This is a genomic window from Bradyrhizobium neotropicale (assembly GCF_001641695.1).
GTDB lineage: Bacteria > Pseudomonadota > Alphaproteobacteria > Rhizobiales > Xanthobacteraceae > Bradyrhizobium > Bradyrhizobium neotropicale.
The window spans coordinates 350,983-377,050 of the sequence record NZ_LSEF01000090.1 but is presented as its reverse complement, the minus strand read 5'-3'; the positions used below and the strand labels follow the sequence as shown (position 1 = coordinate 377,050).

The window sequence follows — 26,068 nt, the reverse complement described above, 5'->3', positions numbered from 1 at the left end:
GGGCCGCCGGCTTCGGTCCAGATCAGGCGGAGCTGCGGTTTCGGCGTGTCGGAGGTCACCTCCCAGTCGAGCGTCACCCTGCCGGTCTCGTTGGACAGCGCGCCGTATTTTGCGGCGTTGGTGGCGATCTCGTGCACGATCATCGACAGCACCACGGCAAGCCGCGGCGACAGCGGCACCGCGGGGCCGGCCATCCGGATGCGTCCGGGACTGGTGAGCAGGAAGGGCTGCAGCGCGCGGTCGAGCACGTCCTTCAGCTCCGAGCCCTGCCATTTCTCCTGGCTGAGCAGATTGTGCGCTTCGGCGAGCGCGCCCAGCCGTCCCTCGAACTTCGTCCGCTCGTCCCGGCTCGCGCTGCGGAAAGTCTGCACCGCGATCGCCTGCATCAGCGCCAGCGTATTCTTGACGCGATGGTTGAGCTCCTCGACCAGGAGGTTATGCAGCATCTCGCCGCGCGCGATCGCTGTCGCCATGCGCACCGCGAAGGTGAGGCCGATCAGGAGCAGCACGCCGCCGATCAGGCCGGTGATCGCAATGTTGCGCCAGAGCGGCGCGATCAGCGAGCTCTCCGCGACGCCGGCGGCGACCGTCCATCCGGTCAGCCGCGAGCGTGTATAGGCGGCCGCGAGCGCAACACCGTCGAGCGAGATCGTCGGGAGGCTGGCTTCGTCCGCGCGAAACATCGCATTGTAGAGCGACGGGGAGGCCTGTTTGCCGAACGTCTCGGCCGGGTTGGGCGCGCGCGCGAACACGATGCCCTTGGTGTCGAGAAGGGAAACCGTCCATTGATCGTCCGGCCGTTGCTGCTCGACCAGCTGCTGGAACACATCGATCGGCGGGCTGAACGAGAGCGCGTAGACGACCTCGCCATTGCGCAGCACGGGCACTTCGACCGTCACAATCGGGCGCTTCTTGGCTGAGCCGATGAAAAGATCCGAATATTGCGGCGTCTTGCTCGCAAAGACCCGCTCGATGATCTCGTGATTTTTGCGCGGCGGCAGGCTCACGGTGTCGGTCGTCACGCTCGAGAAAATCTGGCGTCCGGACCTGTCGGCCACGAGCAGGATGCTGTCCCCGCCGTACTGCGTGATAAAGCCGTCCGCCAGGCGCCGGAAATTGTCGAAGTCGCCGCTCCGCAAGGAATCGCTGTGCGCGAGCACCTGCAATCCGCTCGTCATCCGCTGCACCTCGGAATCGAGCACTAGGCGCACGCTCCGGACCGTCTCAAGCACCCGGCGCGTCGCATCGCTGCGATCCTGCTGGTAGTTGTAGTAGGCGAGGCCGACGGCAAAGACGATCAGCGGCAGCGTCGTTCCTGCGACCAGGAGGGCGAGCCGGACCGGCAGGGTGAGCTTTGACAAACGCAGATACCCTAGCTCCGGAGCGACGGCGCCGGACGGGCGGAGCATAATGCAGCGCCGCGATTGTGCCACCCCGCATTTTGATCGCGTGGACGAGGCTCAAGTTGCAGTGCAAAAGCGCCGGTCGACAACTCGACTGCGACGCCATGATTCAACATGCCAGGCGGACATGGCCTATAGTGGTTTCCGGTCCGCCAATCGCGGCTCATTCGCGATGCTCAGCTGACAAGCTCAATCCGGGTTTGGGAGTGACCACCAATGAAGCATTGGATAAGCCGGCTGCCAGGATTGGAGACGCTCCGTCGATACGAGGCAGCGTGGCTTCCGCACGATATCTTCGCCGGGATTGTCCTGGCGACAATGCTGGTTCCGGTCGGAATCGCCTACGCCGTGGCGTCTGGCCTGCCCGGCATTTACGGTCTTTACGCTACGATCGTGCCGCTGCTGGTCTACGCGTTGTTTGGCCCAAGCCGCATACTTGTCCTCGGCCCGGACTCGGCTCTTGTGGGGATCATGCTGGGCGTTGTCACTCCGTTGGCTGGCGGCGATCCCGCGCGAGCCGCGACGCTCGCCGGCATGATGGCGATCGTTTCGGGGATCGTGTGCATCCTGGCGGGTCTTTCGCGCCTGGGCTTTGTCACCGAGCTTCTCTCCAAGCCGATCCGCTACGGTTATATGAACGGAATAGCGCTGACCGTCTTGATCAGCCAACTGCCAACACTCTTCGGCTTCTCCATCGAGGGCGAAGGGCCCTTGCGAAAACTATGGGCAATCGGCGGTGCCATCCTCGAAGGACGGACAAACTGGGTCGCGCTCGGGGTTGGGCTGGCCACATTGGCCGTGATCCTGCTTCTCAAGAACAGCAAGCGACTCCCGGGTATCCTGATCGCGGTTGTCGGTGCAACGGTCGTTGTCGGTGTGTTGGATCTCGGAGCGGCTTACGGTTTGAAGGTCGTGGGTCCTCTTCCTCAGGGGCTGCCGGCGTTCGTCGTTCCCTGGATCGGCTACGGCGATGTGGTCCCGGTGCTGATCGGCGGCTCTGCGATCGCGCTGGTGTCATTTGCCGATACGAGTGTGCTGTCACGTGCCTATGCCGCAAGATTGGGGGTGCGGGCCGATCCGAACCAGGAACTGGTGGGACTTGGTGCCGCCAATCTGGCGACCGGCTTCTTTCAGGGGTTCGCGATCAGCAGCAGCAGCTCGCGTACGCCCGTTGCGGAAGCTGCCGGCGCTCGAACCCAACTCACCAGCGTCGTTGGCGCGCTTGCCATCGCTGCACTGCTGCTCGTCGCACCGAATCTCCTTCGGCATTTGCCCAGCGCGGCATTGGCCGCCGTGGTCATTGCGGCGGCGATCGGCTTGGTCGAGATCGCCGACCTCAAACGAATCTATCGCATTCAGCGCTGGGAATTCTGGTTGGCGATCGTCTGCTTTGTCGGCGTTGCAGTGCTCGGAGTGATTCCGGGAATAGGCCTGGCGATCGCAATCGCCATCGTCGAGTTTCTTTGGGACGGCTGGCGGCCTCACTCCGCCGTATTGGGACGCGCCGAAGGCGTCAAAGGTTATCACGACATCAAGAGATACCCGGATGCGCGCCGTATCCCCGGGCTGGTCCTGTTTCGGTGGGATGCGCCGCTGTTCTTCGCCAACGCTGAATTCTTCAAGGAACGTGTCCTGGACGCGGTCGCGACATCGCCAACACAAGTACGCTGGCTGGTCGTCGCGGCGGAGCCGGTGACCAGTGTGGACGTCACGGCCTGCGATGTCGTTGCCGAACTGGATCAGGCGCTGCACGCGCAGGGCATAGAGTTGTGCTTTGCCGAACTGAAGGATCCGGTCAAGGACAAGCTGAAAAAGTTCGGCTTGTTCGCGCAGCTTGGCGAAAGCTACTTCTTTCCAACCATCGGGGTTGCCGTCTCTCGTTATCTTGCGATCAACAATGTGTCGTGGGACGACTGGGAGGACCGAACCGAAGGTTAGGCCATTTGCCGGGTGCAGCGTGTGCGAAACGGCCTCGGCGCCGTAGCGCGAAGGTCGCAGCAAGGAATTTTCCCGCTCAATCGGCTGCGGCGATCAGGCCATGCTGATCGCGGTCAGCCGCAAGCACAAAAGGTAAACTGGGAGGAACAAACTGCCGCTTTTTCCCGTTCGAAAATCGACCGGGCCGGAGCGCCCGGCGACTGGAGGAGGAGAAAATGAAGCTGAAGATGGCGACTGCAGTGCTGATGCTTGCTGCATTCTCCCTCCCGGCGTTCGCGGCCGACGAATTCTACGTCGTCCATGACGTCAAGTCGAAGAAGTGCACCGTCGTCGACAAGAAGCCGACGAACGCGTCCATGACCATCGTCAGTCCTGCCGGTACCGTCTACAAGTCGCGTACCGAAGCTGAGAGCGGCATGAAGACCATCAAGGTCTGCTCGTGATACTGAGGAGAATGGCAACGGGCTCTCGCGAGTGATCGCGGGAACCCCGTTGCTGCTGAGTCTTGCGAACTACAGATTGCTCTCGGTGATCGCAGCATAGACCATGCTGCGCAGCTCGCGCCGGATCGGATAGGCGCTGGACGGCAGCACCTGCGTCATGAAGATCGCGATCAGCTCCTCGGCCGGATCGATCCAGAACGAGGTCGTGGCCGCGCCGCCCCAATTATATTCGCCGGGGCTGCCGGCAATCAGCGTCTCGGCCGGGCGCATGGTCACGGCGAAGCCGAGACCGAAGCCGATGCCGTTGTAGCTGGCTTCCGAGAACAGCGAGCGCGACACTTCAGGAAGGTGGCGATTGCCCGGAATGTGGTTGGTCGTCATCAACGCCAGCGTCTTCGGCCCGATCAGCCGGACGCCGCCGAGCTCGCCGCCGTTGAGGAGCGCGCGGCAGAAGGTGAGATAGTCGGCGACCGTCGAGCAGAGGCCGCCGCCGCCGGAGATGAAGGTGGGCGGCGACAGAAACGAGCTCGTCGCCGGATCGTCCTGGAGCGTCAGGCCCTCGCGGCGCTGGCCGGCATGGAAGGTCATGCCGCCACCCGGATCGGCCGAGTAGCAGGCCGCGAAGCGGTGCGCCTTGGAGGTCGGCACGTGGAAATCGGTGTCGGCCATGCCGAGTGGATCAAGGATGCGCTGTTTCAGGAACTGCTCGAAGGGAATCCCCGAGATCTTGCCGATGAGGTAGCCGATCACGTCGGTGGAGACGGAGTAATTCCAGGACTCGCCCGGTGAGAACTCCAGCGGAATCTTGGCCAGCCCCTCGATCATCGTCTGCAGCGTGCCGGCTTTCTCCACCTCGCCGATCTTCTCGGCGCGGTAGGCGGCGTCGACATTGGAGCGCTGCTGGAAGCCGTAGGTGAGGCCGGAGGTGTGGCGCAATAGGTCGACGATCAGCATGGGACGGGTCGGCGGCCGGGTCAGGAAGGCCGGCGAGGTGCCGGCGACGAACACGCCGAGATCCTTCCATTCCGGAATGTATTTGGCGACGGGCTCGTCGATCGCGACGAGACCCTCCTCGACCAGCATCATGAAGGCGACGCTGGTGAGCGGCTTGGTCATCGAATAGATGCGGTAGATGGTGTCGTCCTTGACCGGCACCTTGCGCGCGACATCGGCAAAGCCCTGGACCGAGCTGTGCGCGACCTTGCCGCGACGATAGACAAGGAGATGCGTGCCCGGGAAACGGCCGGCATCGATGTAGCGGTTCTTCAGATGCGCATCGACGCGGTCGAGCGCGGCCTTGGACATACCGACGGATTCGGGCGAGGCGGGGGTTGGGGCGAGCATCAGTTCCTCCGGGCGGTTTTGTTGGACGTTGATAGCCGAAATGGCGGCTCCATTCCAACCCGGTCGCGCTTAACGCGGCCGGGGCGGCTGGTGTAGGGTCCACGCTGGAACGCCTCCAAGGAGCCCGCCGGGCTTAACGAGAAAAATCGGGAGCAGGCAGCCTATGACCCAGTTCAACGAGACCGAACTCACCGAAGCCGTCATCAGCAGCTTCGACGATACCCCGAACCCCCGCGCGAAATTCCTGCTCCAGGAATTGGTGAAGTCGCTGCACGATTACGTGAGCAAGACTGGTCTCACCTTCGAGGAATGGGAGTATGCGATCGACTTCCTGACCCGCACCGGCCAGAAATGCACCGACACCCGGCAGGAATTCATCCTCCTGTCCGACGTGCTTGGCGTCTCCATGCTGGTCGATGCCGTCAACCATCGCGATCGCGAGGGCGCCACCCAGACCACCGTGCTCGGTCCCTTCTATGTCGGCGAGCACAAGGTGACCGCGCACGGCACCGACATCTCCCCGAACAACCTGACCGGCGAGAAGATGTTCGTGCAAAGCCGCGTTACCGATCTCCACGGCAAGCCGCTCGCGGGCGTTCCTGTCGACGTCTGGCATGCGGATGACGACGGCTTCTACGATTCACAGAAGCCGAACTATGACGAGGTCGGCGCTACGGCGCGGGCGCGTTTTGTGACTGACAGCGACGGCCGCTTTTTCTTCCGCACCATCCTGCCGTGCAGCTATCCGATCCCGACCGATGGTCCGGTCGGCGAGATGATCCTGCAGACCAGCCGCCACCCGATGCGCCCTGCGCATGTGCATTTCCTGGTGAATGCGAAGGGCTTTGAGCCGCTGATCACCCACGTCTTCATTGGCGGCGACAAATATCTCGATTCCGACGTGGTGTTCGGGGTCAAGGACGACCTCATCGCCAAGGTCGAGCCGCGTGACGACGCGGCGATGCCCGACGGCACCAAAGCCAACGGGCGCTGGCATCTGATGGCCTACGAGTTCCACCTCAAGCCGGGTGGTGGCCAGGCCCCGAAGCCGCTCGGGGTGAAGGTCGAGGAGCACGCCTGATAAGGCGACCTGCCCAGTTTATATGCGTCGCACAAAAATTGGGCGGGTCGCAGGTTCCGCGTGCGGAAAGCGGCCTGCGACAGCCTGTCGCTTCGATATAACGCATTGATTTTGAATAAGTATTGGCGCTGAACACCTTGGCACAAAGCTTGAATAGTTTGTGCCGACGCCATTGATGCCGTCCCGCGAGACTTCTCATCCGAATTTGCCGACGCCACCGCGACGGGGGTCTCTCCCGTCATGCGTTCGCATGCGCCAAAGGCGGCGTCACTGGGCGAGTGGGCTCGTGTGCACTGACGCACTCATTTCCTGCAACGACGCAAAGGACGACACGACCCATGACCAAGCGCATTCGCCGGCCCTCGGAGAGTGGCCTGAGCCGCCGTCAATTGTTGAAGGCGACTGGCAGCACTGCCGCACTTCTCGCCGCTGCCAAACTGAATTTCCCCGCCGGTGCGTTCGCGCAGGACGCTGGCCCCGAGGTCAAGGGCGCCAAGCTCGGCTTCATCGCGCTCACCGATGCGACCCCGCTTTTCGTTGCGAAAGAGAAGGGCATCTTCGCCAAATACGGCATGCCCGACGTCGAGGTGCAGAAGCAGGCCTCCTGGGGTACGACGCGCGACAACCTCGTGCTCGGCTCGGAAGGCAACGGCATCGACGGCGCGCACATCCTCACGCCGATGCCGTATCTGATCTCCGCCGGCAAGGTGACGCAGAACAATCAGCCGACGCCGATGTACATCTTGGCGCGGCTCAACCTGAACGGCCAGTGCATCTCGGTCGCCAAGGAATATGCCGACGTCAAGGTCGGCATCGACACCGCGCCCTTCAAGGTCGCGCTGGAGAAGAAGAAGGCCAGCGGCAAGGCGGTGAAGGCTGCGATGACCTTCCCCGGCGGCACCCACGATCTCTGGATCCGCTACTGGCTCGCCGCCGGCGGCATCGACCCTGACAAGGACATCGAGACGATCGTCGTGCCGCCGCCGCAGATGGTCGCCAACATGAAAGTTGGCACCATGGACTGCTTCTGCGTCTGCGAGCCCTGGAACCTCCAGCTCATCCACCAGGAGATCGGCTACACCGCGATCACCACCGGCGAGCTCTGGGACAAGCATCCCGAAAAGTCGCTCGGCATGCGCGCGGCCTGGGTCGACAAATACCCGAAGGCGGCGAAGGCGCTGCTGATGGCGGTGATGGAGGCCCAGCAGTGGGCCGAGAAGGCCGAGAACCGCGAGGAGGCCGCGACCATCTGCGCCAAGCGGCAGTGGATCAACTGTCCGGTCGAGGACGTCACCGACCGCATGAAGGGCAAGTTCGACTACGGAACCGGCCGCGTCGTCGAGAACTCGCCGCAGCAGATGCGCTTCTGGAAGGATCAGGCGTCTTATCCGTTCCAGAGCCACGATCTCTGGTTCATGACGGAGGACATCCGCTGGGGCAAGTACGAGCCTGGCTTCGACAGCAAGGCGCTGATCGCCAAGGTCAACCGCGAGGACCTCTGGAAGGACGCGGCCAAAACGCTCGGCGTCGCAAGCGCCGACATCCCGACCTCCACCTCGCGCGGCAAGGAGACCTTCTTCGACGGCAAGGTGTTCGATCCTGAAAATCCGGCTGCCTATCTGAAGTCGCTCGCGATCAAGCGCGTCGAAGTCTGATGGAGCCCGCGGCCGCCGTCAGGCGGCCGCATCGTCTTGTGAAGCCGGAGAGATTGCGATGAACATGACTGCCACGAAGATCGATGTTGAAACCGCGACCCCTGCGGTCGCTGCTGCGCCGGTCGTCACGATGACGCCAAGGCGACCACCGCGCGCCGAGACTTACGCGCGGATGGCAAGGGAGACTGCCGCGCGCGTGATCCCGCCGCTTGTCGTGCTCGCGCTGCTGACGCTGGTGTGGGAGCTCGTCTGCCGCCGTGCCGGCTCGACCCTGCCGCCGCCCTCAAAGGTGTTTAAGGATACGAAGGAGTTGATCCTCGATCCGTTCTTCGACCATGGCGGCATCGACAAGGGCCTGTTCTGGCATCTCTCCGCCAGTCTGCAGCGTGTCGCCTTCGGCTATTCGATCTCCGCGGTCGCCGGCATCGCGCTCGGCGTGCTGGTCGGGCAATCGGTGTGGGCGATGCGCGGGCTCGATCCGCTGTTCCAGGTGCTGCGCACCATTCCGCCGCTAGCCTGGCTGCCGCTGTCGCTCGCGGCGTTCCGAGACGGCCAGCCGTCGGCGATCTTCGTCATCTTCATCACCTCGATCTGGCCGATCATCATCAACACCGCGGTCGGAATCCGCAACATCCCGCAGGACTATCGCAACGTCGCCGCGGTGGTGCAGCTCAATCCGCTCGAGTTCTTCGCCAAGATCATGATCCCGGCGGCCGCGCCCTACATCTTCACGGGGCTTCGCATCGGCATCGGCCTGTCGTGGCTCGCGATCGTTGCGGCCGAAATGCTGATCGGCGGCGTTGGCATCGGCTTCTTCATCTGGGACGCCTGGAACTCCTCGCATATCAGCGAGATCATTTTGGCGCTGTTCTATGTCGGCATCGTCGGCTTCGTGCTCGACCGCCTGATCGCGGGCCTCGGCAGGATCGTCACCCGCGGCACCGCGCAGAACTGAAGGAGAGGGCACATGACCGCCTATCTGAAGCTCGACCACATCGACAAGACCTTTACCCGCGGCAATGCCACGACCGAGGTGCTGAAGGACATCAACCTCAGCATCGAGAAGGGCGAATACGTCTCGATCATCGGCCATTCCGGTTGCGGCAAGTCGACCCTGCTCAACATCATCGCAGGGCTGACCCGTGCCACCACCGGCGGCGTGCTGCTCGAGAACCGCGAGGTGAACTCGCCGGGGCCCGATCGCGCGGTGGTGTTCCAGAACCACAGCCTGCTGCCGTGGCTGACCGTCTACGAGAACGTCAAGCTCGGCGTCGACAAGGTCTTTGCCAAGACCGAGACGCGGGCCGAGCGCGAGGCCTGGGTCATGCACAATCTCAATCTCGTTCAGATGGCGCATGCGAAGGACAAGCGGCCCTCGGAAATCTCCGGCGGCATGAAGCAGCGCGTCGGCATTGCCCGCGCACTCGCGATGGAGCCGAAGGTTCTCCTGCTCGACGAGCCTTTCGGTGCGCTCGACGCGCTGACCCGTGCGCATCTTCAGGATTCCGTGATGGCGCTGCATCAGAAGCTCGGCAACACCATCTTGATGATCACCCACGACGTCGACGAGGCCGTGCTGCTGTCCGACCGCATCGTGATGATGACCAACGGCCCATCCGCGCGCATCGGCGAAGTGCTGGACGTGCCGCTCGCGCGCCCGCGCAAGCGGCTCGAGCTCGCGACCAACGCCGCCTATCTAAAGTGCCGGCAGCGCGTGCTCGAGTTCCTCTATGAGCGTCATCGCTTCGTAGAGGCCGCGTAAACCAAAGGTTAATGCGCGAAACGTCCGCGCCTAAATAATCGACACCTCGCTCAATCCTTGTGCGCCGCACAAGGATTGAGCGAATCGCAAAATTAGCGTGCGAAACAGGCCTGCAAAAATTTCGGGCAATGCGAATAACGCGCTGAAATCCCTGTATTTCTAGATCGCTGGCAGTTGGCACGGAAATTGAAATGCCAATTTGCGACGCCAACGACGACGTCCCTCAACATCATCAATCAGCATCGTGAACTCGCCACCGGGGTGAAGCCTCGGAGCACGCCTCCATGGCTGGAGGGAGCCTGCAACGACGCAGCGGTGAGCCTAGAAGGGATTATCAATGACGACGAATCCGACTGGAAATCCGGCTTCAAGTGCGACCTGGATTTCAGATTGGCGCCCCGAAGACGAGGCGTTCTGGAATGCGACTGGCAAGACTATCGCGCGACGCAACCTGATCTGGTCGATCGTGGCCGAGCATATCGGCTTCTCGGTCTGGCTGATCTGGAGCATCGTCACCACCAAGCTGCCGCAGGCAGGCTTCCACTACAGCACCGACCAGCTGTTTCAGCTCGTCGCCGTTCCCGGCCTGATCGGCGCCTTCATACGCTTCCCCTATACCTTCGCGGTCACGACCTTCGGCGGCCGCAACTGGACCATCTTCAGTGCCGCCATCCTGTTCATCCCGACGCTGTCGCTCGCCTATTTCGTGAGCCAGCCCGACACGCCGTTCTGGCTGATGCTGCTGGTTGCTTCGACGGCCGGCCTCGGCGGCGGCAATTTCGCCTCCAGCATGACCAACATCTCCTTCTTCTTTCCGGACCGGATGAAGGGATCGGCGCTGGGTCTGAATGCCGCCGGCGGCAACATCGGTGTCTCCAGCGTGCAACTCCTGACGCCGATCCTGATGACGCTCGGCGTCATCAACCTGTTCCAGGCGACGCCGGTCGAAGGCATCTTCCTGCAGAACGCCGGCCTGATGTGGGTGCTGCCGATCGCGATCGCGGTGTTCGGCGCCGTGTTCTTCATGAACAACCTGACCTCCGCCAAGTCGTCGGTGAAGAACCAGCTCGCGATCGTCAAGCGCAAGCATACCTGGATCATGGCGTACCTCTATATCGGCACGTTCGGATCCTTCATCGGCTACTCCGCTGCGTTTCCGCTGCTGATCAAGACGCAGTTCCCGGCCATGACGATCTCGATCGCGTTCCTGGGGCCGCTGGTCGGCTCGCTGGCGCGCCCGTTCGGCGGCTGGCTCGCCGACAAGGTCGGCGGCTCCATCATCACCTTCTGGAACTTCATCGCGATGGCGGCGGCGACGATCGGCGTGCTCTACTTCGTCGGGCAGAAGGATTTCACCGGCTTCCTGTCGATGTTCCTGATCCTGTTCGTCACGACCGGCATCGGCAACGGCTCGACCTACCGCATGATCCCCTCGATCTTCCGCGAGGAGAATCTATTCAAGGTCCGCGGCAAGGGTGATGCGGCACGCGCGCTCGCATTGAAGACGGCGAGCATCGAGAGCGGTGCGGCGGTCGGCTTCATCGGCGCGATCGGCGCCGTCGGTGGCTACCTCATCCCGAGCGGCTTCGGCAAGTCGATCGCCATGACCGGCGGCCCGCAGCTCGCGCTCGCGATCTATCTCGCCTTCTACGCCTCCTGCCTCGGCCTGACCTGGTGGTTCTACCTGCGTCGCGGCCCGCAGCGTGAGGGCGCGCCAAGCCTCGCCGAAGCGCGGGTGTAGAGCATGATCCGGAAAAGCATGCAGCGGTTTTCCCTCGCGACAAACGCGGAACGCGTTTGCGCGGAGATCATGCTCAGACAATAGAGTTGGTACGAATTTCGCTTCTCCCCGTACGCGGGGAGAAGTCTCTCTGATGACGTTTGACCATGAACTTTTTCCGCAACGGCGCGGACAAAAGCAAACCGAAACAGACAGGAGAACATCATGACGCCCGAACAGATCAACCTCGTCCAGCAGAGCTTTTCCAAGGTCGCGCCGATTTCTGAAGCGGCCGCGGTGCTGTTCTACGATCGCCTGTTCGAGGTCGCGCCGTCCGTGCGCGCGATGTTTCCCGCAGACATGACCGAGCAGCGCAAGAAGCTGATGGGCATGCTCGCTGCTGTCGTGAGCGGTTTGTCGAACCTCGAATCGATTCTTCCCGCGGCCTCAATGCTCGCCAGGCGTCACGTCGCCTACGGAGCCAAGGCCGAGCATTATCCGGTGGTCGGCGCCACCTTGCTGTGGACGCTGGAGAAGGGCCTCGGCGAGGCCTGGACGCCGGACGTCGCGAAAGCCTGGACCGACGCCTACGGCGTGCTGTCGGGCTTCATGATCTCGGAGGCCTATGGCGCGCAGCCACAGGCGGCAGAATAGGAGATGCCTCGTGAGTGAACCGCTCGTCATCGTCGGTAACGGTATGGCGGCCGCACGGCTGGTCGATGAACTCGCCAAGACCGCGCTCGGCCGCTACGCCATCGCCGTGATCGGCGAAGAACCGCGGCTCGCTTACAACCGTGTGCTGCTCTCCTCCGTGCTGGCCGGCGAGACCGGCTCGCACGAGATCGAGCTGAGGCCCGCCGATTGGTGGCGCAATCGCGGCGTCACGGTGCGCTACGGCTATCGCGTCACCGAGATCGACACCGGTCGCCGCGAGCTCAAGATCGCCGGCGAAGAGAGCATGGAATACTCGAAGCTCGTGCTCGCCACCGGCTCGACGCCGCTGCGGCTTAACGTGCCCGGCGCCGATCTTGCCGGCGTGCACACCTTTCGTGACAGCCGCGACGTCGATCTGCTGCTGACGCTCGCCGCCGCCAGGAAGCGTGTCGTCGTGATCGGCGGCGGCCTGCTCGGCCTCGAGGCAGCCTATGGTCTTGCCAAGGCCGGCGCGCCGGTGACGCTTTTGCATCTGATGGACCGGCTGATGGAGCGCCAGCTGGATCTGCCCGCCGCCGACCTGCTCAAGACGCTGGTCGAGCGCAAGGGCGTTCGCGTGATGCTCAATGCATCGACCGCCCGCATCCATGGTGAGGGCCATGTCGAGGCCGTCGAGCTCGCCGACGGCAGCCGCATCGAGGCCGACGCCGTGATCTTCGCCGCCGGCATCAGGCCCAATATCGCGCTCGCCAAGGAGGCGGACATCGCGGTAAACCGCGGCATCGTCGTCAATGACGTGATGCAGACGGCTTCGCCCGACATTTTCGCGCTCGGCGAATGCGCCGAGCATCGCGGCGTCTGCTACGGCCTGGTCGAGCCGGCCTATGAGCAGGCGCGCGTTCTGGCGCGGCATCTCGCCGGCCGGCCTGCGGCCTATCAGGGCAGCGTGGTCTCGACCAATCTGAAGGTGTCCGGCGTCAGCGTGTTCTCCGCCGGCGACTTCATCGGCGGCGAGGGCAGCGAGAGCCTCGTGCTCTCCGACGTCAAGCGCGGCACCTACAAGAAGCTCGTCATCGCCGACGGCCGGCTGACCGGCGCCGTGCTGATCGGCGATACCGTCGATGCGCTCTGGTATCTCGAACTGATCCGCACCCGCGAAAAGATCACGGCCATCCGCACCGACATGATGTTCGGCCGCGCGCTGGCGCGTCCATCCAAAGCGGCTTGATAGGGCGGGCCTGACCATGACGGCGATCGATCCGACGCTCCGTGCAACCCGAACAACCTGTCCCTATTGCGGCGTCGGCTGCGGCGTGCTGGCGACGCCCGACGGCAAAGGTGGCGCGGCGATTTCGGGCGATCCCGGTCATCCCGCCAATTTTGGTCGGCTGTGCTCCAAGGGCTCCGCGCTCGGCGAGACCGTCGGGCTCGAAAGCCGGCTGCTCCATCCGATGATCCGCTGCAAGGGCGTGCTCGAACGCGTCGCCTGGAGCGATGCGCTCGATCATGTCGCCCACCGCATGCAGCACATCGTTGCGCGTGATGGCGCGGATGCGGTCGCGTTCTATCTTTCCGGCCAGCTTTTGACCGAGGACTATTACGTCGCCAACAAGCTGATGAAGGGTTTTGTCGGCACGGCGAATGTCGACACCAATTCGCGGCTCTGCATGTCGTCGTCCGTTGCCGGGCATCGCCGCGCCTTCGGCGCCGACACCGTGCCCGGCTGTTACGAGGATCTCGACCAGGCCGATCTTCTGGTCTTCGTCGGTTCGAACGCGGCGTGGTGCCACCCGGTGCTGTTCCAGCGCATGCTCAGGAACAGGCAGGAGCGTGGCGCGCGCATGATCGTGATTGATCCGCGCCGCACCGACACGGCGAGCGACGTCGATCTGTTCCTGGGCCTGAAGCCAGGCACCGACACCGCGCTGTTCTCCGGCCTGTTCGTTCACCTCGCCGACAACGGCGCACTCGACAAGGACTACATCGAGCAGAATACCTCGGGCTTCGACAATGCGCTGGCGCGTGCGCGCAGCATCGCTGGCAGCGTCACTGCGACCGCGCTCGCGACCGGTTTGTCCGAACAGGAGGTCGCGACCTTCTTCCGGATGTTCCGCGACACGGAGCGCGTCGTCACGCTCTACTCGCAGGGCGTCAACCAGTCGGCGCAGGGCACCGACAAGGTCAACGCCATTCTCAATTGCCATCTCGCCACGGGGCGCATCGGCAAGGTCGGCGCCTCGCCATTCTCGCTCACGGGCCAGCCGAACGCGATGGGCGGCCGCGAGGTCGGCGGTCTCGCCAACCAGCTCGCCGCGCATATGGGCTTCACGCCGCCCGAGATCGACCGCGTGCGGCGGTTCTGGAAGGCACCGCGCATCGCCACCCATGAGGGCTTGAAGGCGGTGCAGTTGTTCGAGGCCATCAACCGTGGTGAGGTCAAGGCACTGTGGGTGATGGGCACCAATCCGGCGGTGTCGCTGCCGGACGCCGACATGGTCCGCGAGGCTCTGAAAAAGCTCGAGCTGTTCGTGGTGTCCGAGAACGTGCGCTCCAATGACACGGTCGAGGCCGGGCCGCACGTGCTGCTGCCCGCGCTTGCCTGGGGCGAGAAGTCGGGCACCGTGACCAATTCCGAGCGGCGCATCTCGCGCCAGCGTTCTTTCCTGCCGGCGCCGGGCGAGGCGCGGCCGGACTGGTGGATCCTGAGCGAGGTGGCCAAGCGCCTCGGCTTCGGCGACAGCTTCAACTACAAATCGGCGGCCGAGATCTTCCGCGAGCACGCCGCGCTCTCGGCCTTCGAGAACGATGGCGGCCGCGATTTCGACATCGGCGCGCTGAAGTCGATCTCCAATGAAGCGTTCGATGCGCTCACGCCTGTGCAGTGGCCGGCGCGCGAAGGTCAGGCTTCCGGCGAGCGCTTCTTCGCGGGTGGCGGATTCTTCACCAATGACGGCAAGGGCCGCTTCGTCGCGCCCGAGGTGCCGTCGCTGCGCAGCGAGACCAGCCCGTCGCGGCCGCTCCGGCTCAACACCGGCCGCATCCGCGACCAGTGGCACACCATGACGCGCACGGGCCTCAGCCAGCGGCTGGGCGCGCATCTGCCCGAGCCGTTCGTGGAGATCCATCCCGACGACGCCGGCAAATACGGTATCGTTCATGACGGCTTCGCGCGCATCACCACCGATTACGGCCAGTGCATCCTGAAGGTCGTCGTCAGCGAGGGTCAGCAGCGCGGCGCGCTGTTCGCGCCGATCCATTGGAGTGCGATGAACACCTCGCACGGCCGCGTCGGTGCGCTGGTGCAGTCGTTCAACGATCCGTTCTCGGGCCAGCCTGAATCGAAGGCGACGCCAGCCGCGATCGCGCCGTATGAATACGTGTTCCGCGGCTTTGCGCTCTCGCGCAAAGAGCTCGATCTCCCGGGGCATCTGTGGTGGAGCCGGGTGAGCATCGCCGGCGGCTTCGGCTACCTGTTCGCCGACAATGCCGATCTCGCGCGCTGGCCGGCGTGGCTCGATGGCGTCGCCGGCGAGGATGTCGCCGAGTACCGCGACTTCGGCGGCGGGGTCTATCGCGCGGCCTCGTTTGCGGGCGAGCGCATGGAGACCTGCCTGTTCGTCGGCCCTGCCCATGACGCCGGCGACTGGGAGGTGGTGAAGAGCGTGTTTGCGGCTGACATCGTCACAGACGAGCAGCGCCGCCTGCTGCTGTCGGGCAAATCCACCGAGGGCACAGCCTCGAGCGGTCCCATCGTCTGCGCCTGCTTCGGCGTCGGTCGTGGCACGATCTGCGACACCATCGCGGCCGGCGCGCGCACGGCCGCCGAGATCGGCGCCAAGCTGAAGGCCGGCACCAATTGCGGCTCGTGCATTCCCGAGCTGAAGCGGCTGATTGCGGCCGCGGAGAGTGCGCCCGCGAAGGAAGCGAAGCTCGCGGGCGCGGCGAGCTAGGCGCGCCTCCGTCCCATCGTCGTTGCGAGCGCAGCTCGCAATGACAGTATTGATGCGGTGGTACCCGTTTCCACAGCGTCGTCCCGGCGCAGGCCGGGACCCATACCGCGGAATCTCTCGATTGTACGCGGTCGGAGTACCGAACGACGAGTCGTCGCCAAACTCCTTCCTGTGGTTATGGGTCCCGGCCTGCGCCGGGACGACCGTGGGGTATGTGGCACCAGCCTGCGCCATTCCTGCCATGATATCCGCGCCAATCGACGGGCCGGGCATTGTGGCCTATGCTGCCGCGCGTCTTACCAGCCCAACGCATAACAATCACAAAAACCATGATGTACCTGGAAACGCCGCCGCGCCTGATCGAAACGCAAATCTTCTCCACCATGCCCGACAAGTTCCGCCGCAAGGGCGCGCGGACGGACTGGGCTGACGCCAACCGCCCGGGTGTTGCGACCGACTCCTTCGTTGAGGGGCCGTCGTTCGATGCCAACGGCAATCTCTACATCGTCGACATTCCCTTTGGTCGCGTCTTCCGCATCGCGCCTGACGGCGAATGGTCGTTGGCGATCGAATATGAGGGCTGGCCGAATGGGCTGAAGATCGCGGCCGACGGCCGCATTCTGGTGGCCGACTACATGCACGGCATTATGCAGCTCGACGCCGGGGCAGGGCGCATCACGCCGGTCTTGACCGCGCGCAACTCGGAATCGTTCCGCGGTTGCAACGACCTGCATCTCGCCTCTAACGGCGACATCTACTTCACCGACCAGGGCCAGACCGGCCTGCATGATCCGAGCGGTCGGGTCTATCGGCTGACGCCGAGCGGCCGGTTCGATTGCCTCATCGACACCGGCATCAGCCCGAACGGCCTCGTGCTCGATCCGACCGAGACCGTGCTGTTCGTCGCCATGACACGCGACAACGCGGTGTGGCGGCTGCCATTCATGAAGGACGGCAGCGTGTCGAAAGTTGGACGCTTCTGCTCGCTGTTCGGCACCAGCGGTCCCGATGGCATGACGATGGACGCCAAGGGACGCCTGTTCGTCGGCCACGCCTCGCTCGGCCACGTCTTCGTGTTTGCGCCCAACGGCGAATTGATCGCGCGGATCAAGTCGTGTGCGGGGCCGAACTGCACCAACGTCGCAATCGGTGGTGCAAACAAGGATCGTCTCTACATCACGGAGTCGGCGACCGGAAGTGTGCTGGTTGCGGATATAAGTGAACTCTAGCACGCGATGATAGTTGAGATGCGCGGCGCTCCCTTCGCCTCTCCCCGCGTGCGGGGAGAGGCCGCAATTGCGCGAAGCGCAAATGCGGGTGAGGGGGAGCTTCCGCGAGTCCAACTGCTATCGTCATCGCGGATGCAGCCCCTCACCCCGACCCTCTCCCCGTAAGAACGGGGAGAGGGAGAAGAGCGGCGCTCGACCTGATGAACTGGATCAAGACATGAAATCAAACCCCTTCGGCCAGACCGGCACCAACGTCTCCGTCATCGGGCAGGGCACGTGGTATCTCGACCACGGCGACCGCAGGCGCGCGATCGCCGCGCTTCAGCGCGGGCTCGATCTCGGCATGACCCACATCGATACCGCCGAGATGTATGGCGACGCCGAGCTCGTCATTGCGGATGCGATTGCGGGCCGCCGCGACGAGGTGTTTCTGGTCTCGAAGGTGTTGCCGAGCAATGCCTCGCGCAAAGGCACGATCACCGCCTGCGAGCGGTCGTTGAAGCGGCTGAAGACCGACCGGCTCGATTGCTATCTGCTGCACTGGCGCGGCTCCTATCCGCTCGAGGATACCGTCGCCGCTTTCGAGGAACTGGTGAAGGCCGGCAAGATCAAGTCCTGGGGCGTCTCCAATTTCGACGCCGACGATCTCGACGAGATGCTTGACGTCGCCGGCGAAGGAAGGATCGCCTGCAATCAGGTGCTCTATCATCTGAAGGAGCGCGCAATCGAGCACGCCGTGATCCCCAGATGCGAGAAGCACGGCGTCGCGGTGGTCGCCTATTCGCCGTTTGGACATGACGACTTTCCTGCAAGCAGCAGCAAGGGCGGCGCTGTGCTCGCGCGCATCGCAGAGGCGCGTCGTGCCACGCCGCGGCAGGTCGCACTGAGCTTCCTGACCCGTGCAACTACGGTGTTCGCAATCCCGAAGGCGTCGTCCGCGGAACATGCTGGCGAAAATGCGGCCGCCGGCGATCTCGTGCTGACGAAAGAGGAGATTGCGGCGTTGGATGCGGCGTTTCCGCGCGGTCCGAAGCCACGCAGTTTGCCGATGTTGTAATGCACAAACGCCCATTATTAATGGAGCGTTGACGCGCGTGGCCCTCAGCGCATATCGGCATCCTGTTTTCGGAAGTTGTGAATCGCGCCCAATTGGCGTTTTTTAAGAGCGTACTCGATTCGCATTTCTCCCGAGTTCCAGCCGTGACCCCGCCGCCCGCCGCAGCCGCAAGGCTCGATGTCATTTCCATGCCCGTGCCGGAGAAGAACCAGGCAGCACGGCGTGCGCCGGCGCGCGTCGATCATCCCTTCAAGGGCATCGCGCTGGTGCTGCTATCGACGGTATTCCTCGGCTGCTCCGACGTCACGGCGAAATATCTGTCGTCAAGCCTGCCGTCGATCGAGATCACTTGGATCCGCTTCCTCACATTCGCGCTGATGTTCCTGCCGGTAATGGTGCCGGGTTCGCCGCTCTTCGCGATGCGGACTGAGCGACTCGGCCTTCACGTGATGCGTGGTACGGCGCTGCTCGGCTCCTCACTGTTCTTCATCACGGGGCTGGGATTCCTGCCGATCGCGGAAGCGTCTGCTACAGCTTTCGTCTCGCCGCTGTTCGTCACCGCGCTGTCGATTATCTTCCTGAGTGAGAAGGTGGGTTTGCGCCGCTGGATCGCGACTGCGATCGGCCTCGTTGGCGTGATGATCATCCTGCGTCCGGGCTCGAGCGCGTTTCACGCCGCGGCGTTCTTCCCAATCGTGTCGGCGTTCTGCTGGGCTGCCGCGTTGATCCTGACGCGCATGATGAGTGGCCGGGAAGCCGTCGCCACCACCATGGCCTATTCCGCGCTGACGGGCGCGGCTATCCTGACCGTGATGGTGCCGTTCGTCTGGGTCACGCCGAGCTGGAGCGCGATTGGATTTGGCATTTTGATTGGCGTTGCTTCGACAGTGGGGCAGTGGATCGTGGTGCTCGCCTATCGCTATGGCGATGCCTCGGTGCTGGCGCCGTTCTCCTACACGCAGCTGTTGTGGGTCAGCATTTTGGGCTTCTTCCTGTTCGGTGAGCTGCCCGACGTCTGGACCATCATCGGTACGGCCTTCATCGTTGCCAGCGGCCTCTACATCGCCCATCGCGAGCGCATCCGCCGCGCCCAGCTGCTGGTGCTGGAAGAGCGTTCGCCGAACGCCTGACGCAATACCGCGCCCGCCGCTTCGTGCTATCAACGGCTCCGACAATAAAGGAGGAGCCGGATGCGGGCTGCCATTTTCAGGAACGGTGAGATCATCGTCGACCGGATGCCGGCACCGAAGCCGGGTGCGGGTCAGGTGCTGGTCAAGACGCTCGCCTGCGGTATCTGCGGCTCCGATCTGCATGCACGCCAGCATGCCCATCGCATGGTGGAGATGGCGAAGAAGATCGGGCGCACGCCGATGGACCTGTCGCGCGACGTCGTGTTCGGCCACGAGTTCTGCTGCGAGATCGTCGACTACGGTCCGGGCACGGAACGCAAGCTCAAGCCGGGCACGCGCGTGTGCTCGCTGCCGGCGCTGCTGACGCCGGCGGGCATTCAGGGCATCGGCTATTCCAACGACAATATCGGCGGCTATGCAGAGCAGATGCTGCTGAGTGAGCCATTGCTCCTGGAGGTGCCCAATGGCCTCGCTCCCGAACATGCCGCGTTGACCGAGCCGCTTGCCGTCGGCGTTCACGCCGTGGCGAAGGCCAATATCCGGGGGGGCGAGGTGCCGCTCGTCATCGGCTGCGGGCCGGTCGGGCTCGCGGTCATCGCCGCGCTGAAGATCAGAGGCCTGCACCCGATCGTCGCCGCCGACTATTCGCCGGCACGGCGCGCGCTCGCGGCAAAGCTCGGCGCGGACATCGTCGTCGACCCCAGGGTGTCGCAGCCTTATACGACCTGGGCCGAGCACGCCCAGATGTCGGCGGCCGAGAAGGCGGCGCGGCCGCCGCTCCAGGCGATGTTGCCGGCGCTGAAGCCCGCGGTGATCTTCGAATGCGTCGGCGTGCCCGGCCTGCTGCAGCAGGTGTTCGAGGGAGCGCCGCGTGACGCAAAGGTTGTCGTCGTCGGCGTCTGCATGGAGACTGACAGAAGCGAGCCGATGCTCGGCATCATGAAGGAGCTCAACGTCCAGTACGTGCTCGGCTACACGCCGGACGAATTCGCCTATTCCCTGCGGCTGATCGCGGAAGGGCAGGTCGACGCCGCGGCGATGGTGACCGCCGAGGTCGGCATCGACGGCGTCGCAAAAGCCTTCGCCGATCTCGCCAACCCCGAGGCGCACACCAAGATCATCGTGCAGCCGTGGAGATAGGGAAGGGTTGAAGCACGGAGCCGTCGGGCTTGGCTGGCAGATCGGCGTCGCCGGCCTTGCTCGTCCTGCCGATCACGGCCCGGCGGTCGACGATCGCCTGATGGAACTGCGCCAGAACCAGACTGAACGCGGCGAGGTCGCCGTCCTCGATGGCGCCGTCTTCGTGACAGGCCAGCGTCTCGCGCAGGATATCGTCCGCGGCGCGCTGCATGGCGGCAAGATCGTCGAGTGACGTCGCCTCGCGGACGCTGGAAATCGCCGTGAGCAGGCGGTCGCGATGCAGCGCATTGAGGCTGCGCTCCTCGCGCCTCAGATAGTGGCGCAGCCACGCGGCCACGGAGCCGAGACCCGAGAGCAACAGCACCGCGCCCCAGATGTAGTCGCTGTACTTGTCCATGAAGCTGCGCTCGTTGCCGTCGACATAGGCGGCGGCGCCGGGATGCGCCGGCAGCGCGGCATCCTTGTCGGTGTCGGGCTTCTGGATATGACTGGCGGTGGGCAGATCCTTCGCAAGCGATTGCCGGACCGCAAACAGCTCGCGCGTGAAGGCGGCGACTGTGTCCTCGGAAAACCAGCTTGGCGACACGATCAGATGATTGATGGCGATGGTGTCGATCTTGTCGTCGGGGCGCTGCGGCGAGGCGGCAAATGCGCCCGCGGGGATTTCCTCGGACTCGTAGAGCGGATGCCGCTCGGCGATGGCGTCGGAGACGTCGACGCCGAGGAATTTGGGTTCGCCGCGCAGGCGCGCTGTGGCGGCGATCGTATCCGCGATGACCCTGGCGTCGAGCGCACCCACCATCATGAAGGCATCGAGCGTGGTGTCCTGGGTCATCTCCGCGATATGGTCGGTGCCGAATTGGACGACCGAGACCTTCTGCGGATTGACGCCGGACTCCGCCAGGATAACCCGTAGCAGGGTGACGTTGGCATCGCCGAGACCGACGACACCGATGCGGCGTCCGCTGAGGGCCGCAATCTCCGTGACCTTCGATTTGCCCGCGCCCTTGCGGCCCGTCGGCGCCCACATCACCACGAAATTCCGGCGCATGATCGCCACGGAGCTGGTCTCGGACGGCATCTCGAGGTCGCCGCGTGCCACTGCGAGGTCGGTCTTGCCGCCGCCGAGCAGGTTGAGACTTTGCAGCGTTCCATCGGTCTCGATCGGGGCGAGCCGCACCGGCCCGCCCTTGGCGTCGAACGCCTGGGCCATGGCGAGCACGAGCATCTGGTCGTCGCCACCGGGCGGCCCGACGGCGATGCGTAGCGTCGCCGGTTGCCACGCCCAATAGGCGATGGCGAGCGCGACCGTCAGCGCCGAGAGGCCGCTCGCGAGCGCGAGCCACGGACTGAGGCGATTGCGCCGGCGAGGCGAGGCGTCCCTGGTCACGCTCAGATCGCTCGGCACGGGCATCTCGCTTCCCTCCTGTCCGCCGCAAACGTGGCGGGTGCCGTCAGTATTTTGCAGGCACGTACATCTCCTGCGGAATCGGTCCGCGGTGATAGTCGGGATTGCGGACGCGCGGGGGCAGCACCACCGGCACGCGCGAGACTTCCTGGTAGGGAATCTGGCTCAACAGATGCGAGATGCAGTTGAGCCGGGCGCGCTTCTTATCCACGGCATCGACGATCCACCACGGCGAGTCCGGCAGGTGCGTGTGCTCCAGCATCGTCTCCTTGGCCTTGGTGTACGCCTCCCAGCGGCTGCGCGCCTCGACATCCATCGGGCTGAGCTTCCACTGCTTGAGCGGATCCTTGATGCGCATTGCGAAGCGGAACTGCTGCTCGTCGTCGGTGATCGAGAACCAGTACTTGAGCAGAATAGTGCCGGATCGGATCAGCATCCGCTCGAACTCCGGCACCGACTTGAAGAATTCCTGGTACTGGTCGTCGGTGCAGAAGCCCATCACGCGCTCGACGCCGGCGCGGTTGTACCAGCTCCGGTCGAACAGCACGATCTCGCCGCCAGCCGGAAGATGCGCCACGTAGCGCTGGAAGTACCATTGCGAGCGCTCGCGCTCGCTCGGCGCCGGAAGGGCGGCAACGCGGCAGATGCGGGGATTGAGACGCTGGGTGATGCGCTTGATGACGCCGCCCTTGCCGGCGGAGTCGCGTCCCTCGAACAGCACGACGACCTTCCTGCGCTCGGTCTGCACCCAGTCCTGTAGCTTGACCAGCTCGCCCTGGAGCCGCAGCAATTCCCTGAAGTAGACCTTGCGATCCACCGTCGGGCTCAGCGTGTCGGCCTCGTCCAGGAGTTCGTCGAGACGAGTATCGTCGAGCTCCATCTCCAGCTCTTCGTCGAGATCGTCGGCCATTTCCTGGATGATGCGCTCGCGCTTGGCGGCTTGGGAGGTACGGTCGGATGCAGTCATGGGTCCTTCTCTCGGCTCGGATGCCTCTCGCCCCGACCATCGGCGGGGTTTGTTGCGCTAATGTGACACCGGCGGCTGGCGAACGCCGCTTGTCAGGCGCAAAACGGCCCTGATGGGCCTCACACCGGCAGCGCGATCGAATATTTGACCTGGCTCAGCGCAAAGCTCGATTCGATCGAGGCGATTCCATCGAGGCGGGTCAGCTTGTTCTTCAGGAACGCTTCATAGGAGGAAAGATCGGCCGCGACGACGCGAAGCAGGTAATCGCGGTTGCCGGTCATCAGATAGCATTCCAGCACCTCGTCCCATTTCGAGATCGCGCGCGCAAAGCGGTTGAGATCCTCCTCCTTCTGCCGCGCCAGCTTGATCGAGATGAAGACGCTGACATGCAAGCCGAGCGCCTTCTGGTCGACGGTTGCGACATAGCGGGTGATGACGCCGCGCTCCTCCAAGAGCTTGACCCGGCGATGGCAGGGCGAGACCGAGAGCCCGACCTTGTCGGCGAGCTCCTGCATGGTGAGGCGGCTGTCGGTCTGGAGCGAAGCGAGGATCTTGCGGTCGATGGCGTCGAGGTCCGGCATTGGGATGAAACCTGTTTTTGAAGCGTCTCTTTGGTAAATTATACCAATTTTTGCAGGCATGGCGCGAAAAATTGAGAAGTTTGGGGCCGCGCGCGGGCGTATCATCGGGACGTTATTTCCGGGAGCATTGCCATGCCCGTCGATTCCGCGCGCCTCGAAACCCTGTCCGCTCTCAGCCGCAAGGTGCTGTGGCTGTCGTCGTGGACGATCCATCACGCCAACCACATCCGCTCGAACGCGGACGGCCTCAAGGTCGGTGGCCATCAGGCTTCATCGGCCTCGCTCGCCACCATCATGTCGGCGCTCTATTTCTCGGTGCTGAAGCCTGAGGATCGCGTCGCGGTGAAGCCGCATGCGAGCCCGGTGTTCCACGCCATCCAATATCTGTTCGACCGGCAGACGCGCGAGAAGCTGGAGAATTTTCGCGGTTTCAAGGGCGCGCAGTCCTATCCCTCGCGCACCAAGGATGTCGACGACGTCGATTTCTCGACCGGCTCCGTCGGTCTCGGTGTCGCGCAGACGTTGTTCTCTTCGCTGGTGCAGGACTACGTCAAGTCGCATGGCTGGATGAAGGATCGCCGCGAAGGGCGGATGATCGCGCTCGTCGGCGACGCCGAGATGGACGAGGGCAACATCTTCGAGGCGCTTGCCGAGGGCTGGAAGCACGGCCTGCGCAACACCTGGTGGGTGGTTGACTACAACCGCCAGTCGCTCGATGCCGTCGTGCGCGAAGGGCTCTGGGAAAAGTTCGAGACCATGTTCCGCAATTTCGGCTGGGACGTGGTGATCGTGAAATACGGCCGGCTGATGCGCGAGGCTTTTGCCGAGCCCGGTGGCGAGGCGTTGAAGCGCTGGATCGACAATTGCCCGAATGCGCTCTATGCGGCGCTGTGCTTCCAGGGCGGCGCGGCGTTCCGCAAGCATCTGCACGACGAGATCGGCGACCAGGGCCCGATCACAAAACTGATCGACCGCCGCAGTGACGACGAGCTGCTGGCGCTGATGTCGAACCTCGGCGGCCACGACATGGCGAGCATGCTGGAGGCCTTCGAGTCGATCGACCATGATCGCCCGGTCTGCTTCATCGCCTACACCATCAAGGGCGTTGGCCTGCCGTTCCAGGGCCACAAGGACAATCACGCCGGCCTGATGACGGTCGCGCAGATGGAAAAGTGGCGCGCGAGCCAGGACATCCGGCCCGGCCACGAATGGGACAAGTTCGAGGGCCTCACGCAGGATGCTGCCGCGCTCGAAGCGTTCCTCGCACACGTGCCGTTCAATCAGGATGGTCGCAGGCTGAGCGCACCCGTCGTCGAGGTGCCGTCGCAGCTCACTTTCAAGCCGTCGCCGCAGATGTCGACGCAGCAGGGCTTTGGGCTCGTGCTGAACGAGATCGCGCGCGGCGACAGCGAGCTCGCCAAGCGCATCGTGACGACGTCGCCTGACGTCACCGTCTCGACCAATCTCGGTCCTTGGGTGAACCGCCGCGGCCTGTTCGCGCGCGCCGAGAAGGCGGACTTATTCCGCAGCGAGAAAATTCCCTCGACCTACAATTGGGACGCTTCGCCAAAGGGCCAGCATCTCGAGCTCGGCATCGCCGAGATGAACCTGTTCATCATGCTGTCGGCCCTCGGCCTGTCGCACCAGATCAATGGCGAGCGGCTGCTGCCGGTTGGCACGCTCTACGATCCCTTCATCGAGCGCGGGCTCGATGCGCTGAACTATGCCTGCTACCAGGATGCGCGCTTCATGGTGGTGGCGACGCCGTCCGGCATCACGCTCGCGCCCGAAGGCGGCGCGCATCAGTCGATCGCGACGCCGCTGATCGGTATGGCGCAGGACGGGCTCGCCTCGTTCGAGCCAGCCTTCGTCGACGAGCTCGCCGTGATCATGGGCTGGGGGTTTGGCCACATGCAGCGCGAGGCGGGCGAGGGCGGTTCGGTGTACCTGCGCCTCTCGACGCGCGCGATCGAGCAGGCGCAGCGGATCATGACGCCCGAGCTAGAGAAGGGCATCACCGACGGCGCCTATTGGCTGCGCAAGCCGGGCCCCAATGCCGAGGTCGTGATCGCCTATACCGGTGCCATCGCGCCGGAAGCAATCGAAGCGACCGGCTTCATCGGCGAGAGCCGGCGCGACGTCGGCCTGCTCGCGATCACTTCGGCGGATCGCCTGCATGCGGGTTGGACCGCCGCGCGGAAATTGCGGCGTGACCGCCGCGGCGTCCAGCACCTCAGCCACATCGAAAAATTGCTGGCGCCGCTGCCGCGCGACTGCGGCATCGTGACCGTGATCGATGGCCATCCGGCCGCGCTCGGCTGGCTCGGCAGCGTCCGCGGCCATCGCGTCGAGGCGCTCGGCGTCGAGCAGTTCGGCCAGACCGGCGCGCTCGCCGACCTCTATCGCCACTACGGCATCGACGCCAACGCCATCATCGATGCGGCCGAAAGCCTCACCACCGGCGCGCCGGTGCTCCATCGCAAGATGGCGGTGTAGTCGAAGTAACCGGGCCGTCATTTCGCGCTCGCGACTTCGTCCGCGCCCCGGAATGACGGCTGAGCCATCTTGCCACTCCTCCGTCATCGGCTCATATATCCTCCGTCCGC

20 protein-coding genes are annotated in these 26,068 nt (G+C 64.1%); 15 read left to right on the top strand and 5 right to left on the bottom strand.

The genetic code is table 11. The features are described 5' to 3' along the window. Positions 1–1,361, bottom strand: a 1,361-nt coding sequence (locus AXW67_RS30745) for a sensor histidine kinase (protein ID WP_245315779.1), incomplete at its 3' end; no start/stop codon positions are given. Between the two features lie 258 nt (positions 1,362–1,619). On the opposite strand from AXW67_RS30745, the gene AXW67_RS30740 reads away from it, so the two are divergent. Together AXW67_RS30740 and AXW67_RS30735 are read left to right on the top strand one after the other, a co-directional pair. Further along, positions 1,620–3,341: a SulP family inorganic anion transporter gene (locus AXW67_RS30740; protein ID WP_063680916.1), complete on the top strand. Its 1,722-nt coding sequence runs from the start codon at positions 1,620–1,622 to the stop codon at positions 3,339–3,341. Between the two features lie 215 nt (positions 3,342–3,556). Beyond that, positions 3,557–3,784: a hypothetical protein gene (locus tag AXW67_RS30735; protein ID WP_063680915.1), complete on the top strand. Its 228-nt coding sequence runs from the start codon at positions 3,557–3,559 to the stop codon at positions 3,782–3,784. 69 nt (positions 3,785–3,853) lie between these two features. Here the strand turns inward: AXW67_RS30735 and AXW67_RS30730 are convergent, their stop codons facing one another. Continuing rightward, entirely contained in the window at positions 3,854–5,128 is a 1,275-nt protein-coding gene (locus AXW67_RS30730) for a serine hydrolase domain-containing protein (RefSeq protein ID WP_063680914.1), read from the bottom strand. A gap of 163 nt (positions 5,129–5,291) precedes the next feature. Between AXW67_RS30730 and AXW67_RS30725 the strand changes: the two genes are divergently transcribed. From AXW67_RS30725 to AXW67_RS30670, 12 genes are all read left to right on the top strand, one after another. Beyond that, entirely contained in the window at positions 5,292–6,209 is a 918-nt protein-coding gene (locus AXW67_RS30725) for an intradiol ring-cleavage dioxygenase (protein ID WP_063680913.1), read from the top strand. Between the two features lie 338 nt (positions 6,210–6,547). Next, a complete protein-coding gene (locus AXW67_RS30720; RefSeq protein ID WP_063680912.1) occupies positions 6,548–7,864 on the top strand; it encodes a CmpA/NrtA family ABC transporter substrate-binding protein in 1,317 nt (438 codons plus the stop codon). Between the two features lie 58 nt (positions 7,865–7,922). Continuing rightward, positions 7,923–8,819 (top strand): nitrate ABC transporter permease, encoded by an 897-nt coding sequence (gene ntrB, locus AXW67_RS30715; protein ID WP_063680911.1) that lies wholly within the window; start codon positions 7,923–7,925, stop codon positions 8,817–8,819. 12 nt (positions 8,820–8,831) lie between these two features. Continuing rightward, on the top strand, positions 8,832–9,626 hold the full coding sequence (locus AXW67_RS30710) for an ABC transporter ATP-binding protein (RefSeq protein WP_063680910.1): 795 nt from the start codon (positions 8,832–8,834) through the stop codon (positions 9,624–9,626). 337 nt (positions 9,627–9,963) lie between these two features. After that, positions 9,964–11,367 carry an MFS transporter gene (locus tag AXW67_RS30705; RefSeq protein ID WP_063680909.1) on the top strand — a complete coding sequence of 468 codons (1,404 nt, stop codon included), beginning with the start codon at positions 9,964–9,966 and terminating at the stop codon, positions 11,365–11,367. A gap of 204 nt (positions 11,368–11,571) precedes the next feature. Continuing rightward, the gene (locus AXW67_RS30700) at positions 11,572–12,000 is read left to right on the top strand and encodes a globin family protein (RefSeq protein WP_063680908.1); all 429 of its coding nucleotides are present in this window, start codon (positions 11,572–11,574) and stop codon (positions 11,998–12,000) included. Between the two features lie 10 nt (positions 12,001–12,010). After that, positions 12,011–13,228, top strand: coding sequence for an NAD(P)/FAD-dependent oxidoreductase (locus AXW67_RS30695; RefSeq protein WP_201723736.1), 1,218 nt, complete (start codon positions 12,011–12,013; stop codon positions 13,226–13,228). 16 nt (positions 13,229–13,244) lie between these two features. After that, entirely contained in the window at positions 13,245–15,950 is a 2,706-nt protein-coding gene (locus AXW67_RS30690) for a nitrate reductase (RefSeq protein WP_063680906.1), read from the top strand. A gap of 332 nt (positions 15,951–16,282) precedes the next feature. Beyond that, positions 16,283–17,179 (top strand): SMP-30/gluconolactonase/LRE family protein, encoded by an 897-nt coding sequence (locus AXW67_RS30685; RefSeq protein ID WP_063680905.1) that lies wholly within the window; start codon positions 16,283–16,285, stop codon positions 17,177–17,179. Between the two features lie 217 nt (positions 17,180–17,396). Beyond that, complete coding sequence (locus tag AXW67_RS30680; protein WP_063680904.1) at positions 17,397–18,236, top strand: aldo/keto reductase; 840 nt, start codon at positions 17,397–17,399, stop codon at positions 18,234–18,236. A 188-nt stretch (positions 18,237–18,424) separates the two neighbouring features. Continuing rightward, positions 18,425–19,366: a DMT family transporter gene (locus AXW67_RS30675; protein WP_063680903.1), complete on the top strand. Its 942-nt coding sequence runs from the start codon at positions 18,425–18,427 to the stop codon at positions 19,364–19,366. A 60-nt stretch (positions 19,367–19,426) separates the two neighbouring features. Beyond that, a complete protein-coding gene (locus AXW67_RS30670; protein ID WP_063680902.1) occupies positions 19,427–20,506 on the top strand; it encodes a zinc-binding dehydrogenase in 1,080 nt (359 codons plus the stop codon). Here AXW67_RS30670 and AXW67_RS30665 read toward each other — a convergent pair. The 3 genes from AXW67_RS30665 to AXW67_RS30655 form a co-directional block, all read right to left on the bottom strand. After that, positions 20,484–21,920 carry a TAXI family TRAP transporter solute-binding subunit gene (locus AXW67_RS30665; protein WP_063680901.1) on the bottom strand — a complete coding sequence of 479 codons (1,437 nt, stop codon included), beginning with the start codon at positions 21,918–21,920 and terminating at the stop codon, positions 20,484–20,486. The genes AXW67_RS30670 and AXW67_RS30665 overlap by 23 nt on opposite strands. 40 nt (positions 21,921–21,960) lie before the next feature. Then, positions 21,961–22,881: a polyphosphate kinase 2 gene (gene ppk2 / locus AXW67_RS30660; RefSeq protein ID WP_063680900.1), complete on the bottom strand. Its 921-nt coding sequence runs from the start codon at positions 22,879–22,881 to the stop codon at positions 21,961–21,963. Positions 22,882–23,000: 119 nt separating this feature from the next. Next, positions 23,001–23,462, bottom strand: coding sequence for an Lrp/AsnC family transcriptional regulator (locus tag AXW67_RS30655; protein WP_063680899.1), 462 nt, complete (start codon positions 23,460–23,462; stop codon positions 23,001–23,003). A 132-nt stretch (positions 23,463–23,594) separates the two neighbouring features. On the opposite strand from AXW67_RS30655, the gene AXW67_RS30650 reads away from it, so the two are divergent. Continuing rightward, positions 23,595–25,958: a transketolase gene (locus AXW67_RS30650; RefSeq protein ID WP_063680898.1), complete on the top strand. Its 2,364-nt coding sequence runs from the start codon at positions 23,595–23,597 to the stop codon at positions 25,956–25,958. Positions 25,959–26,068: the final 110 nt, after the last annotated feature.

What these genes read in the sequence shown, in the direction of transcription:
- ntrB (WP_063680911.1), top strand. Translation starts at nt 7,923, where the DNA reads ATGAACATGACTGCCACGAAGATCGATGTTGAAACCGCGACCCCTGCG.
- AXW67_RS30690 (WP_063680906.1), top strand. Translation starts at nt 13,245, where the DNA reads ATGACGGCGATCGATCCGACGCTCCGTGCAACCCGAACAACCTGTCCC.
- ppk2 (WP_063680900.1), bottom strand. Translation starts at nt 22,881, where the DNA reads ATGACTGCATCCGACCGTACCTCCCAAGCCGCCAAGCGCGAGCGCATC.
- AXW67_RS30705 (WP_063680909.1), top strand. Translation starts at nt 9,964, where the DNA reads ATGACGACGAATCCGACTGGAAATCCGGCTTCAAGTGCGACCTGGATT.
- AXW67_RS30740 (WP_063680916.1), top strand. Translation starts at nt 1,620, where the DNA reads ATGAAGCATTGGATAAGCCGGCTGCCAGGATTGGAGACGCTCCGTCGA.
- AXW67_RS30655 (WP_063680899.1), bottom strand. Translation starts at nt 23,462, where the DNA reads ATGCCGGACCTCGACGCCATCGACCGCAAGATCCTCGCTTCGCTCCAG.
- AXW67_RS30650 (WP_063680898.1), top strand. Translation starts at nt 23,595, where the DNA reads ATGCCCGTCGATTCCGCGCGCCTCGAAACCCTGTCCGCTCTCAGCCGC.
- AXW67_RS30665 (WP_063680901.1), bottom strand. Translation starts at nt 21,920, where the DNA reads ATGCCCGTGCCGAGCGATCTGAGCGTGACCAGGGACGCCTCGCCTCGC.
- AXW67_RS30700 (WP_063680908.1), top strand. Translation starts at nt 11,572, where the DNA reads ATGACGCCCGAACAGATCAACCTCGTCCAGCAGAGCTTTTCCAAGGTC.
- AXW67_RS30730 (WP_063680914.1), bottom strand. Translation starts at nt 5,128, where the DNA reads ATGCTCGCCCCAACCCCCGCCTCGCCCGAATCCGTCGGTATGTCCAAG.
- AXW67_RS30685 (WP_063680905.1), top strand. Translation starts at nt 16,283, where the DNA reads ATGTACCTGGAAACGCCGCCGCGCCTGATCGAAACGCAAATCTTCTCC.
- AXW67_RS30670 (WP_063680902.1), top strand. Translation starts at nt 19,427, where the DNA reads ATGCGGGCTGCCATTTTCAGGAACGGTGAGATCATCGTCGACCGGATG.
- AXW67_RS30720 (WP_063680912.1), top strand. Translation starts at nt 6,548, where the DNA reads ATGACCAAGCGCATTCGCCGGCCCTCGGAGAGTGGCCTGAGCCGCCGT.
- AXW67_RS30735 (WP_063680915.1), top strand. Translation starts at nt 3,557, where the DNA reads ATGAAGCTGAAGATGGCGACTGCAGTGCTGATGCTTGCTGCATTCTCC.
- AXW67_RS30710 (WP_063680910.1), top strand. Translation starts at nt 8,832, where the DNA reads ATGACCGCCTATCTGAAGCTCGACCACATCGACAAGACCTTTACCCGC.
- AXW67_RS30680 (WP_063680904.1), top strand. Translation starts at nt 17,397, where the DNA reads ATGAAATCAAACCCCTTCGGCCAGACCGGCACCAACGTCTCCGTCATC.
- AXW67_RS30725 (WP_063680913.1), top strand. Translation starts at nt 5,292, where the DNA reads ATGACCCAGTTCAACGAGACCGAACTCACCGAAGCCGTCATCAGCAGC.
- AXW67_RS30675 (WP_063680903.1), top strand. Translation starts at nt 18,425, where the DNA reads ATGCCCGTGCCGGAGAAGAACCAGGCAGCACGGCGTGCGCCGGCGCGC.